The sequence below is a fragment of the Streptomyces aurantiogriseus genome (genome assembly GCF_014649375.1).
Taxonomy (GTDB): domain Bacteria; phylum Actinomycetota; class Actinomycetes; order Streptomycetales; family Streptomycetaceae; genus Streptomyces; species Streptomyces aurantiogriseus.
Window position 1 is genome coordinate 16,725 of sequence record NZ_BMSX01000047.1, and the last position, 11,289, is coordinate 28,013.

Here is an 11,289-nt window from a genome sequence, read left to right on the forward strand (position 1 = left end):
TCGGCGTCCGGGGCGCGCCCGTCGCCGGAGAGGGGATCGGGGCGTGCCGGCGGGGGTGGAGGAGCCCGCTGACTTCGGCGTCTGCTTCAAGCAGGCGCGGGACGAGGGGGCGTCGGTGTCAGGCACGATTCGGGACTTTGCGGCCACCGGGCCTGACGGGTGCCTGGTCGTGGTGGCGGGCGGACTGGATCTGGTTACTGCACCCGACGTCCGCCGCGCACGCAGGGCAGCTGTGGGCCGGCACCGCAGGGTGATCGTCGGCCTCGACCAGGTGGCGTTCTGTGACTGCGCGGGGGTGAGCGCCCTTGTGGCCGCTGCCCGCACCGCCCGGGCGCGGGGCGTCGGGTTTAGGCTGCGTTCGGTCTCGCACTTTCTCGCCCGCTTTCTGCGGCTGACCGGGCCCCACGGCGCGTTCAGCATCGGCCCAGGGCCGGAATCCGGCAGGGGCCGAGGGGCATGCCTTGCAAAGCCGGGACGCGGCGAACAGCGGTACGCCCGCCTTGGCGTCGGATCTCGGCGTCGGATCTCGGTGCCGCCGCCTTGGGGCTGGCGGATCTTCTCGGTCATGTCCAACAGGGCACTGGGTGGGGCGAGCGCTGTGGCCGGGCCGGATCCGCGGCGTGGAAGGAGTGCTCTCTGCTTTCGACGGCGGTCTTGGACGGTATGGCTTGTGCGGCCGGGGGCTGGGGGTGGGCGGGCTGGAGCGTATCCGTGACCGGGTGCGCCGGGTGGAGCTGTTTGTCGAAGGCCGGCGGGCGGTTTCCGCGGTTGCCGTGCCGGGCTCGGTTGGAGATCTGGTCGGCTCGCTCGCAGACGGTATGCGCGATGCCTTGGCGCTGCAGGGTGCGGTCCACCGGTCACTGTTTTCGGTCGCCGTGCGTGTGGCTGTCCTGTGACGGTGAGACGCTGCTGGTCGGCGGGTGCATCGCTCTGCCGGCCACGTGCCGGGATGCGGTGTGGTAACCGCCTGCAGCCGGCCGCACTGCACGCCCGGCTCAGCCGGGGGGTCTGCCTCGTCCTCGGCAGTGTCGACGAACCGGGGCCGGCGGGGCCGGCGGGGCTGGCGGGGCTGGCTGTGTGCGGTCGTCTGCTCGCGGACCGTCATCTCGACCTCGTCAGTGCGGGTGTGGTCGTCGGTGACCGTCCTGACTGCCGCGGTGGATGACGGCTCGGGACGCCGGGGTGGGGCGAGGTGTTGATGCTGTGCCGTGGTTGCCGGGCCGTGTCACCGTGGCTGCTCCTTTTGGCCGGGCAAGCAGCCGGTCCCGCCACGTCCTCGCCCTTTTTCAGCGCCTGCCGCTTGCTCTGCGCCCGCTCGGCCTGCTCCTGGGCCAGGCGCGTATCCTCCTGCGCCCTTCTTTCTGGCCCGGGCGCGCGTCCTGCGCCGCCCGGTGCCCGGGGGGACCTTCTCGCAGTGGAGGCGGGAGTCCTCCTCCCGCTGGCGTCCGCGCCGATGACACGGAAGCCGGGACCGGCGCACAGATGCCCCGCCGGCACGGCCTCGCCCCCGCCGTCGGGGCCCACGGGGTGGACGTCCTGCCCGGCCGGAGCGATCACCTGCCACGTCGCGCCGCGGAAGCGGACGTGCGCTTGGGCCTTGACCTCGGGCCGGGCGTCCCGCCGTGCTCCGCTCACCCGGCGTTTTCGACGCCGCTGGAACAGTTTTCGGCGCCGGGGAGCAGGGAGCTCTCTGCCTGGCTGTGTCACTTCCCGTGGATGTCGTTTCGACGTGAGTTCGGGAGTCACCTGGCGCGCATTTGCGCGATCAATGTCGATGAGAATTGATGTCACTGTGGCGCCGCATCAGCCCGTCGGCGGCTGAGAGCCAGTCTCAGGATGCCGGTGAATCGGCCATCGTGTCGTAGTGCTCTCGTGCCGCGCGGACCTCATCGAAGTGCGTCTCGGCCCAGGTTTTCACGGCCGTCAGCAAGCCGGCCAGGCCGACGCCGAGGGGGGTGAGTTCGTAGTCGACGCGGACGGGGACGGACGGGGTGACCGTGCGGGACAGCAGGCCGTCGCGTTCGAGGGCGCGCAGGGTCTGCGTGAGCATCTTGGGGCTGACACCCGCGATCTTGCGGTTCAGCTCCCCGTAGCGGCGGGGGCCGTCGGACAGGGCCGCGACGACCAGGCCGACCCACTTGTCGCTGAGACGTCCGAGCAGTTCGTTGGTCGGGCAGGTGCGGCAGAACGCGTCGTACTCGACCCGCGCCTGCTCACGCTTCTGGGCCGCCGTCATCATCGCCATGGCTCTCCTCTCGGTGCACTAGGCACTTTCAGGTAACTACTTCCCGATAGAGAGTAACTCTTCCTAGGGTTGCGTCAGCGAGGCGGAAACGCGCTAACAAGTCACTTCAGGAGAATTGCCCATGCGTGCTGCAGTGGTGAGGACATTCGGCGGTCCCGAAGCCGTGGAAATCGTGGACGTGGACCTGCCCGAGCCAGGGCCGCGCCAGGTGCGGATCAAGGTCGCGGCAGCCGCGCTGAACCCGGTCGACGCCGCCACGCGGTCCGGCATGTTCGGGGAGCCGGGCGGGCTGGGTGGCGATGTCGCCGGGACGATCGACGCGGCCGGCGCGGACACGTCATGGAGCGTCGGCGACGAGGTGGTGGCGCTGGCCAACGGCACGCATGCCCAGTACGTCGTCGTGGAGGCCGACTGGGTGGCCCCGGCGCCGTCGTCAGCTGATGCCGTGCACGCTTCGACCCTGCCGCTGAACGCCCTGACCGCCGCGGGGGCACTGGACCTGCTCGGGCTGCGGAAGGGCCAGTCCCTGCTGGTGACCGGGGCAGCGGGCGCGGTAGGCGGATACGCCGTCCAGCTCGCCACCCACCAAGGGGTATCGGTGACCGCACTGGCCCGCGAGAAGGACGAGCAGCTCGTACGGTCACTGGGAGCGGCGCGCGTCACCGGCATCACCGGCAAGGCGGACTTCGACGCCGTCCTCGACGCGGCGATCCTCGGGGAACCGGCACTCGCCCGGGTGCGCAACGCAGGCGCCTATGTCGGTGTCATCCCCGGCGCGGGCCCGGCCGCGGCACGCGGAGTACGCGTCGAGGCGGTCCAGGTGCGCCCGGACGGGGCGCGGCTGGCAGAACTGGTCCGGCTGGTGGACGAGGGCGTGCTCACCCTCCGGGTCGCCGGCACGTACGCCCTGCAGGAGGCGGCGAAGGCTCACGCCCGGCTCGCCGAGGGCGGACTGCGCGGACGCCTGGTCATCGTTCCGGACCACGGCTGACCGCCCGGGCACTCGGCTTCCGTGACGTGCCGGTCAGTAGCGGGGTCCGCGCTGACATGTGCCACACCTTTGGGTTCCTGTGCTCGACCAACTGACTGGCATGTCCGGGCGAGGGTTCGGGTCCTGGCCGACTACGACGCGGGGGCGGTCGCTCCGCCGGTGCGCTCGCGCTTCGTGCTGGGAAAGCTGGTGCTCATTCGGTGGGGCCCAGTCGGGCGGCCGGTGCGTTAAGGACCTCTCGGACGAGGCGTGGTGGACGTCGCACGACATCGACGGCGCTCACATCGTCCCGGCCGGCCACGTCGAGGTTGTGGAAGTGGGACGAGGTGTCGCCGTTCGGTCCGTGACGCCGGTCAGCTGTCGGGCGGCGCCTTTTCGGGCCAGGCGGCGGTCAGCCGGCCGCGGCGCGTTCAGCCTGGGCCCTGGTGTGGGCGAGCCGGTAAGACTCCGTGCCGGTCTGGATGATCGCGCCGTTGAAGGTCAGACGGTCGACGATGGCCGCGCACTCCCACCATCACGTCGAAACGACTCCCGCCCTCGGCTGCAAAGCCAGCGGTGCACGGTTCACAGGCGGTGCACGGTGTGGAGCGTGGTGGCGTAGGTGCCGGTGCCGTCGAGGATTGAGGCGCCGCCCGGGTCGGCCATGGTAGGGCCGTTGACCGTCTTGCGGCCAGGCAGGAAGCGGCGGCTGCCTGTGGCGTCGGTGCCGAGGTGGATGCCGACGTACGTGGTCCACGGCGCCGTCGCCGTCGGCGCTGACAGCACCAGGGCGCCGGCTGGAGCAGCGGGGTGCCGGCCGGGCCGGTGCCGTCGGTACGGGCCGGCGCCACGCCGGCGGCGTGGTCGGCCATCTGCTGCGAGGCGCGCGGCAGCCGGGCCGGCGAGGCGTCGTGGATGTCGGCCAGCGGCACGCCCAGGTGGCAGCCGTACACCGTGCGCGTGTAGCCGGAGCAGTCGAGCGCGCCCGCGAAGCGCCTGCGCCGCCTTGCGGGTGCCGTCCGGGAAGGTCCAGCCGACTCCCGCGTACTCGTGGAACTCGGCCCCGACGAACCGGTATCCGTAGGCGTCGGCGGGGCCGTTCTGGGCCTGGGGCGAGGACCGGCCCTTTGCGCGGCCGGCCCGGCGCCGGCACTCACCGCGGGGGCGCCCGGCAGGAACACGGCCGCGTACGCGAGGGCGTCGGGGCCAGGGAGCCGATCCAGCCGCGTACGGCCCGCTCCACGGCCTGGGCCAGGTCCCGTCGAATGGCTCGGCAAGCACCCGCACCCAGTCGCCGTGGGTCACGCCCGGCGGGTTCTGCCATGTCGCGCCGTCGACCTGGAAACAGGTCGCGGACAGGGTGACCGGCAGGTTGGCGCAGCCCTGGTTGGCCAGGGCCCGAAGACCGACGCGGCCCGTGGCGACGGTGCCGTCGGTGACGGTGCCGTTCCAGGTGTCCGGCTGGTCGCTGGAGGCGCGCCAGGCCCTGACCCGGACGGCGGAATCCGTCGCGGAGCACCTGTAGGCCCCAGGCGGTGCCGGCCGGCACACCGGTGGCGAGCGTGACGGTCGCGGCGAGCGCGGTGACCTGACCGGCGCTCACCTTCTCCGCCTTGAGCTCGACGGCGCCTGTGGTGAGGAAGGAGAGCCGGGCGCGGTGGTGCCGGTCCGGCGAGACGTAGCCGAAGACCAGCGCGTACGAACAGGCGTCCGCGGCCGGCACCTTGTCGAAGCTTGCGACCGCCTGCACGTCGACGTCCGTGACCTCGTCGCCTTGAGGGTCGCGTAGCGGCTCGCGCCGTCAGTGGTGAGGGCGATCGAGCCTTGGTGGGGGCTCACCGAGAAGTCGGCGGCGAGGTGCCCGTCGGTGTCCCAGACACCGCCGCCGGGCGAGGTGCCCCAGTACACACGCTGTCCCAGGGGCAGGGCGAGGTGGGCAAGAGTGCGGTCGAAGTCGTCGGTGAAAGGCTTGTTGTCCTCGGTGAACGTGCGCCGCGGGCCGCTCACCAGGACGGTGCGGGCGCCGTGGGTGAGCAGCGCGATCCGGCGGCGCCGGAGGCGACCTCGGTGCGGGCGGGGCTGCCGGGCAGCACGGTCGCGGTGAGCGGGGGGGCGAGCGTGACGTGGGTGAAGCAGGAGGCGTCCAGGGGCGCCAGGGTTACGCAGGAGGCCGGCCCGGTGAGCCCGGCGGCGGCTGCGGCCGCGCCCTCGGTCAGGGGGACGGCCGCCCGGGCGGGGCGCAGGCGAGCGTGCCGAGCGGGGCGGCGAGGGCGGAGGCGGCGAGGGCCGACAGCAGGGTGCGGCGCGACGTGTCCGTCATGCGCACATGATCGCCAGGGTGCCGCAGGCCGCCGCAGGCCGCCCCCTCGGCTGCCGGTGGATCAGGCGGCCGAGGGGGCGTGACGGTGCACGCGCCCGCCGTCGCGCCCGTGCTCGCCGCGGGAAGCGAGCGGACGGGCTTGCGCCCGCTCCTGTGCCCTGGCGAGCCGGCGGGCTTGCGCCCTCATGTGCCCTGCGGCCCCGACCACGTTGCCCCACCGGCCCCCACCCGCCCGCGCCCGCTGAAAAAGAGGGGGACCCTGCGTACGCCACCCGGCTGTGGCCGACCCGCCCGTGGCGGCCATACACGCGCCGCCTAGAGAGAGTCGAGGCCGAGCTCGTGGTTCTTGACCGCCTCGCGGACGGCGCTGACGAAACCGTTCCAGAAATGGTCGGCCAAGGGGCTGTCGGCGCTCGGCACGCCGGCCGTCGTCCTGCGCTTGGCCGCGCCGGAGAAATCACCGAACATCGCCTTGCGCAGCGCCGTGGACAGCTCCAGCTGGGCGCCGGCCCCGGTGCGGGTGCGGTTGACGATGTTGGCCGGGTCGTCGCCGTTGAGGGGGTCGGTGGCGCTCGCGAGGACCACGCTCACGTCCCGGTCGGCGTCAGCCGTGGGGGAGGTCAGCCCGTACTTGGTGAAGGCCGCCAGCAGGTTGCGCTTGAGCCGCTCGTCCCGGCCGCCGATGATGATCTTCTTCGCGGCCGGGTCGTCGAAGCCGTGCAGGGAGACGGCGTACAGGTTGCCGGCGCAGACGGCGAGGGCGGCCGGGTCGTCGCAGTGGGTGGAGGTGACGTGCTGGATGGCGGAGTTGGTCAGGGTCTCGAACATCCAGTAGTCCCGCTGCGGCTCTCCCGGCACCGCCGCGCTCGCCGGGTCGGTGTTGGCGTCGAAGGGCGTGTAACCGGCGATGGCCATACACAGCTCGCTCGTACCCGCCTCGATCCCGCCGCCGTGCGGCGCGATCACCGCCGTGCTGCTGACGGGGCTGCTCGTGCTGCGGGCATTGTCCGTGACCTGCACCGGCGCGCCGATACGGAACCGGCGCATCCATTCGGTGCCCTCCTTGGCCGCGGTACGGGTGTACAACTCGGTGTTGGACCCGTACTGGTCGGCTGCCGCGGCCGGCGTCGCGCCGCTGCCCGCCACGGCATTGAGGGTGGGCAGGCCGGCGGCGACGGCGGCGACGGAAGCAAGGACGGTGCGTCTGCTGGTGTTGTTCACGGGGCGATCCTGCACCATGGCCCCACGGCCGCTTACAGCGGGTCTGTCTGGGCATGACAAGCCGGGCGCCGTCGCCGACCCGTCCCTCCCCACCCGGGGGGCTCACCAAGTCTGACCTGGCGCGGCGAGCGCTGAACGCCTCTCACCGGCCGGCCGACCGACACAACACAAAGGAAGAAGGCGCGGCCGAGAGGGGAGGCATGGCGGCGCTCGCCGAGCACATGGCGCACCGGCGCGGCGCCCACGTCGCAGCCGTCGGTGGCGCCATCCGGCAGGGCGCGAGCGAAAGGGGCGTGAGTCGGTCCACGGCCGGGGCTCTGGGCCCCAGCGGGGGCGGACCCCCGCTGCAGGCCCCCTGGAAATCGGCCTCGGCGTCGCTCAGTAACGCCCGCAACAGGCCCTCGCGATCACCGAATCGCCGAAAGAGCATGCCCTTGCTCACGCCGGCAGCCTGCGCCACGGCCTCCAGGGTCACCTGCGCGGCTCCCCGCTCGCCCCCAGCCGGGCCGCCGCCTCCACGATGCGGGTACGGTGACGGGCGGCATCCGCCCGCCCGGGGCAAGGAGTCGCCGGCCCGTGCGTCATGCTCCGTTCCCGGATGCCGGCCCAGCGCATGCGCTGCTGTCCGTGATCCTCAACCGCAACGCCCTCCCACTCCAAGAGCCGGGGGAGTCCTCCTTCACTCCGTCGACCACCCGTCGACCTTGCAGATGCGAGTTCGAACGCCGCCGGGCATTGCTCTCCTGCGCACCTCAACTGGGGATCGCCCGAAGCAGGCCACCACAAGCCTGATCGGATGATCCCCCTGGAGGCAGGGGGCGTCCGGCCGCCTCGAGTCCGTAGGCGTCTCACAGGAGTGGCGATGTCGAACAGAAGGATCCGGGGCGGCCGTGTCCCACTCGATACAGACCCCCTGGTAGGCGTCCACTGCGGCGCGGCGGCAGACGGTGCCCGCGGCGCGGACGATGCCCGCGCTGACATGCGCCCCGGACAACGGCTCTTGCGCATCGCGCCTCACAAGCCCGGCGCCGGCCGCCCGTCTCCCCGGGCGGACGCTCCAGCGGTTCGTTCTTCCCGCGCGGCCTTCACGCGGTGCCGCCGTAGAACGCGGGCCGGGGCTTCATGTCCGTGGCGACGATGCGGTCCGACTGCCGCGCCCCGACCGTGGCGTTGGAGATGACGGTCGCGGCGTAGCCGTCCCAGGCGGACGGGCCGATGTCGCGGCACGCCTGAAAGTGAGCAGTCCTTAAGGGCTGACCTGCGCATTGCTCAGTTCGGAGAGTGGGAGACGCTGAAAGTTACTCATGGGTAAAGTTGGCGGGTCGCTTCGGCTGAGTCGATATGACCTGCGAGTTTCTGAGATCTGCTCACTATGAGCGTTGATTGCTCAGCGTTGCGGAGCTGCCGGTAGTGGCGGTCGAGGGCGCGCTGGGCGAGCTGTGGTTGCGCCCTTCTGCGCTGTCTGGCCGATGACTCGTGAGTTGCCTGCCAGATACTGCAGGCCGTTCGGGCCACGGTGGTCCTGCCGTGTCGGCACCACCCAACCGCGCGGCTCAGTAGCCCGCGCAGCGGTCACCAGGGCGGGGTGGGAGTTCCATCCGGGTCAAGCCCGTAGCTCCACATGCTGAAGACGTCTCTCCCGGTTCCGCCCCAGGCTTTCCCAGCGTTGAGGGCACGTTTGACGGTGTCTTCGGCGCGGGCATCGTCTCCGGCCGCTGTCAGGAGCAGGAAGAGTTCGATGAGGGCTTGAGGATGACCGGTCTCGTCGGCCCGGTTGAGGGCTTGTTCCGCGCCGGGTAGATCACCGGCCGCTCGGCGGATCCGGGCAATCTCGAAAAAGGCGGTCGGCTCACCTCTGTCAGCGCCTTCTGCCAGGAGTTGCTCGGCGCCCTCATGGTCTCCTGCAGCGTGCCGGAGACGGGCAAGCTGGATGACGGCCCACTGATGACCAGCCGCAGCCGCATTGGTGAGGAACCGCTCAGCGCCTTGAAGGTCCCCGGCCTGCTGCCGGCGACGGGCGAGTTCGACAACGGCCCATGGCTGGCCGGCCTCGGCAGCTTGGGCGAGCGGCCGGTCTGCCGCCGGATCGTCCCGGGCTTCCGGCTGGCGGGGAAGCGGCGCAGCATCCGCCTCGGCCGAGACCTCAGCGCGACGGGGGAGCGGGCCTCTCAACTCCCGGCGGACACGCCGCATGCGCTCGCTGCGCAGAATCTCTTGGGCTATGGCATCCCCGGCGTCGGCAGCCTGGCTCAACAGGCGTTCGGCACCCTCCACATCACCGGCCGCACGGCGAAGGCCCGCAAGGTCGACGAGGGCTGGCGTATCGCCAGCATCGGCGGCCGTGGTTAACAACTGCACGGCAGTCTTGACGTCTCCCGCTTTCTCCCGGAGCGCTGCAAGCTCCCTGAGCGCGCGCGGGTCACCGCTGGCGGCGGGCTGGGCCAGGAGCTCCTCGGCGCCGTGCCGGTCGCCGGAGCCCAGCCGGAGATCGACCAGCTCGAACAGGGCAGCACGACTTCCCTGCGCGGCAGCTTCGCTGAGCAGTTCAGCCGCCCCTTCCCTGTCGCCTGCACGCAAGCGGAAGCCGACCAGCCGCTTGAGCGCGAACCAGGGATCCACGCGCTCGTAGAGGTGATAGGCCCATTGGAGCCGGTGCCGCGTTTCCGCGGCGTGGGCGAGCCTGCCGAGGTCTTGGGCATCGGTGAGATGGTGGTGCGCGGCCTCCCAGAAGGAGGCGGGCGGGCACAGGCAGCGGCGTTCTGCGCGGCCGTGCTGTTCGAGATAGTCGGCCAGCCGGTAGACGACGCCGTGCGCGGTGTCCCGATCCCGACGAACACCGGGAGCGCGGCGGGAGGGGCGTCGCCGGGCACGCTGCAAAGGGGCGAGCCGACCGTGCACGGGTGCCGCGAGTTCCGCCAGAGCCTTCTCCGCCCAGTCCGGACTCAGCGCGTCGTACTCGCGGTCGGTGAGATAGTCGACGGCGGCGTCGGTGAGAAACGCCAGCGGAAGGTGGAGGCCAACGCCGAGCCGACGGGCGTCCATCGCGGCATGAAGAATGGCACGCGCCGGCGGACTGGCGGTGCGGAAGCGGTGCAGGAGCTCGGGCGCACCGGCCAGGTCCTGCGTGACGCGCCCTGCTTCGGCACGGTCCAAGGCTGCAGCGAGCACCAGGTCGCCGGCCGCCGCAAGGTCACGGGCCGCCGACTGCGCGGCGTCGTCGAACGCATCGGGTACGGGGACCGTCCGTCCTGCCAGCAACGCACGGACCTGCGCAAAGCGGTCCGGCTCTCCCGGAAAGGGGAGCGTTGTGTAGGCGCGGTCGTATTCGGGCCAGAGGGTTCCCAGCACCAAGACCGGCGCGACACCCGGATCGGCGAGCAAGGAGCGGACCGCGGCGGCGATGTCCGGGCCCTTTTGGGCGTCACCCAGATAGTGCTGGGCTTCATTGAGCCACAACACGGTGCGCGGCCCTACACGCCGGATGTCAGCGAGAGTGGCTTCGGCACGGGTGGGGTCGAAGGGATGCCACAGCCGCCACCCCTGGTCGGCAAGTGGCTGGATAGCCTCCCAACACGCCCTGGTCTTGCCCGTGGAGGACGACCCGACCAGGACAAGCATGCCGCTGCGCCCTGCGGAAGCTGCCTGCACGACCTGCTCGAGGACCTCATCGTGACCGCGTCGCACATATCCCGGCAGGACTGGGACCTGTGCTGTCCGCGGCAGCGCAGTACTCGCTGCTGCGTGCGCGGCGTCGCCTTCCGCACCTGCGGGGTGGACTTCCAGGTCATACGGGTCGCAGGCGCAGATCGGGTGCCCGATACCCTCCCCCGCGCCGTCCGAAGCCGTCCCCGTCAGACCTTGGGCCTCCGCGTTCGCCTGCATCTGCAGCCCCAGCATCCGGTCGGCATCCAGGCCCAGGGCCTTTGCCATCGCGGCCACCGTCGTCGCGGATGGCACCTGATCGATCGCCCGCAAGGCCTGGCTCACCGTCGTGCGACCCAGTCCAGCACGCCGTGCGAGCTGCGTCTGATCCAGCCGGGCCTTGGCGCGCCCCTGCTCCAAAAGCGCCTGCAACTCGGCCAGTGCCCGCCAATTGCCCTTCCGGGTTTCTGCGCCCAACCTTTGATGCCCCCGCTTCCTCGCTACGACATGTTCGACCGTGTCCATCATCGTTCACCTGAACCCCGATGAACGCGCCCCCCACCAGATTTGCAGTCAGCACATCCCCGTGCTGCCCCATCCCGGGAGAGGAACCGTCACCGTGTCGAACCACTTGGCCTTGGTCCTGTTCACCGCCCTGGCCACCCTCGTGCTCGCCATCACCGCCGCAGCCGGAGCCGGCTACCTTTCACGCCGCGACGGCGCCAGCTATCCGGCCGCCATCACCCGAGCTGCTGCCGCCTTCGCCGCCACCGTGACGGTGACCGCCGCTTTGGTGACGGCTGCTGTGGCCCTCGCAGGCTGAACTTGCAGTTACTGACCTTTGCGGCGTGATGTCGTTGAGGGCTGACGATGTGTGATCGTCGCGGTATG

Annotated in this window: 10 protein-coding genes and 2 pseudogenes; 4 read left to right on the top strand and 8 right to left on the bottom strand. The window is 71.4% G+C overall.

Features of this window, described 5'->3' with window-relative positions; translation table 11 throughout:
• Positions 1-115 precede the first annotated feature (115 nt).
• Positions 116-715: an STAS domain-containing protein gene (locus tag IE263_RS50270; RefSeq protein ID WP_373312307.1), complete on the top strand. Its 600-nt coding sequence runs from the start codon at positions 116-118 to the stop codon at positions 713-715.
• Positions 621-896 carry a hypothetical protein gene (locus IE263_RS47065; RefSeq protein WP_189944319.1) on the top strand — a complete coding sequence of 92 codons (276 nt, stop codon included), beginning with the start codon at positions 621-623 and terminating at the stop codon, positions 894-896. Before IE263_RS50270 ends, IE263_RS47065 begins: the two co-directional genes overlap by 95 nt.
• Positions 897-1,831: 935 nt before the next feature.
• Here the strand turns inward: IE263_RS47065 and IE263_RS47070 are convergent.
• Positions 1,832-2,245 carry a winged helix-turn-helix transcriptional regulator gene (locus tag IE263_RS47070; protein ID WP_189944312.1) on the bottom strand — a complete coding sequence of 138 codons (414 nt, stop codon included), beginning with the start codon at positions 2,243-2,245 and terminating at the stop codon, positions 1,832-1,834.
• A gap of 121 nt (positions 2,246-2,366) precedes the next feature.
• On the opposite strand from IE263_RS47070, the gene IE263_RS47075 reads away from it, so the two are divergent.
• Entirely contained in the window at positions 2,367-3,236 is an 870-nt protein-coding gene (locus IE263_RS47075; RefSeq protein ID WP_189944313.1) for an NADP-dependent oxidoreductase, read from the top strand.
• 391 nt (positions 3,237-3,627) lie between these two features.
• Here the strand turns inward: IE263_RS47075 and IE263_RS49315 are convergent.
• The 7 genes and pseudogenes from IE263_RS49315 to IE263_RS47095 form a co-directional block, all read right to left on the bottom strand.
• Positions 3,628-3,741, bottom strand: a pseudogene (locus IE263_RS49315) (IS21-like element helper ATPase IstB); the annotation flags it as partial.
• A 59-nt stretch (positions 3,742-3,800) separates the two neighbouring features.
• Positions 3,801-4,001: a hypothetical protein gene (locus tag IE263_RS49320; RefSeq protein ID WP_229911562.1), complete on the bottom strand. Its 201-nt coding sequence runs from the start codon at positions 3,999-4,001 to the stop codon at positions 3,801-3,803.
• Positions 4,002-5,427: 1,426 nt separating this feature from the next.
• Positions 5,428-5,535 carry a twin-arginine translocation signal domain-containing protein gene (locus IE263_RS49325; RefSeq protein WP_229911563.1) on the bottom strand — a complete coding sequence of 36 codons (108 nt, stop codon included), beginning with the start codon at positions 5,533-5,535 and terminating at the stop codon, positions 5,428-5,430.
• Between the two features lie 315 nt (positions 5,536-5,850).
• Positions 5,851-6,756, bottom strand: a complete 906-nt coding sequence (locus IE263_RS47085; RefSeq protein ID WP_189944314.1) for a poly-gamma-glutamate hydrolase family protein — start codon at positions 6,754-6,756, stop codon at positions 5,851-5,853.
• Positions 6,757-6,898: 142 nt separating this feature from the next.
• The gene (locus tag IE263_RS50275) at positions 6,899-7,231 is read right to left on the bottom strand and encodes a TetR/AcrR family transcriptional regulator (protein ID WP_373312306.1); all 333 of its coding nucleotides are present in this window, start codon (positions 7,229-7,231) and stop codon (positions 6,899-6,901) included.
• Positions 7,232-7,841: 610 nt separating this feature from the next.
• A pseudogene (locus IE263_RS49330) lies at positions 7,842-7,970 on the bottom strand (inositol 2-dehydrogenase); the annotation flags it as partial.
• Between the two features lie 358 nt (positions 7,971-8,328).
• Positions 8,329-10,926, bottom strand: coding sequence for a helix-turn-helix domain-containing protein (locus IE263_RS47095; protein ID WP_229911564.1), 2,598 nt, complete (start codon positions 10,924-10,926; stop codon positions 8,329-8,331).
• On the opposite strand from IE263_RS47095, the gene IE263_RS47100 reads away from it, so the two are divergent.
• Positions 10,916-11,221: a hypothetical protein gene (locus IE263_RS47100; RefSeq protein ID WP_229911565.1), complete on the top strand. Its 306-nt coding sequence runs from the start codon at positions 10,916-10,918 to the stop codon at positions 11,219-11,221. The two genes, IE263_RS47095 and IE263_RS47100, sit on opposite strands and share 11 nt — an antisense overlap.
• Positions 11,222-11,289 lie beyond the last annotated feature (68 nt).